Origin of the sequence: Aquipuribacter hungaricus (genome assembly GCF_037860755.1) — a bacterium.
In the GTDB taxonomy this organism is placed as follows: Bacteria; Actinomycetota; Actinomycetes; order Actinomycetales; family JBBAYJ01; genus Aquipuribacter; species Aquipuribacter hungaricus.
The window spans coordinates 1-587 of sequence record NZ_JBBEOI010000529.1; the positions used below are offsets into that span (position 1 = coordinate 1).

At 73.3% G+C, this 587-nt stretch carries 2 protein-coding genes; both read right to left on the reverse strand.

Features of this window, described 5'->3' with window-relative positions:
* The coding region (locus WCS02_RS21220; protein ID WP_422665453.1) for an alcohol dehydrogenase catalytic domain-containing protein at positions 1 to 218 on the reverse strand (218 nt) is incomplete at its 3' end.
* A partial coding sequence (locus WCS02_RS21005; protein WP_340296243.1) for an NAD(P)H-binding protein occupies positions 215 to 587 on the reverse strand: 373 nt, incomplete at its 5' end. The genes WCS02_RS21220 and WCS02_RS21005, both read right to left, overlap by 4 nt.

The window sequence follows — 587 nt, forward strand, 5'->3', positions numbered from 1 at the left end:
TCCACGGTGCCGGCCAGGTCGAAACCCAGGGTGAACGGCATCCGGCCCAGCGTCGCGACCCGCATCCCGCCCCGGCGAAGCCCCAGGTCAGTGCCGTTGATGCTGGACGCCGCCACCCGGACCAGGAGCTCGTCGCCGACCGGCTCGCCCGGGCCGGGCACGTCGTCCACCTGCACGACCTCTGGCCCGCCCGGGCGATGGAACCGGACCGCCCTCACGCGTCCGGTCCGGCCACGAGGAACGGCGAGCGGCGCACCCAATGGTCCAGGCCGAGGAGCTCGACCATCGCGGCAGCCACGTCAGCCTTACTCACCGCCGCAGCCCGCAGCCCCGGCGCCTGCTCGGTCAACCCCCAGCTACCGGCACCGTCGGCCTCGCTCAGCCGTGGCGGACGGACCTCGGTCCAGGCCAGGTCGCTGCTAGCCAGGACGTCATGCTCGCCCTGCTTGTCGGCGACCAGATCAGGGGCGAACGTACGGGTGAGCGCTGAGACGAACCGCGCCCCGGCCCCCTTCTCATCACCCGGTAACGTCACGCCGGCACCGGAGACACTCACCAGCCGGCCCACGCCAACCTCCCGGGCCGCC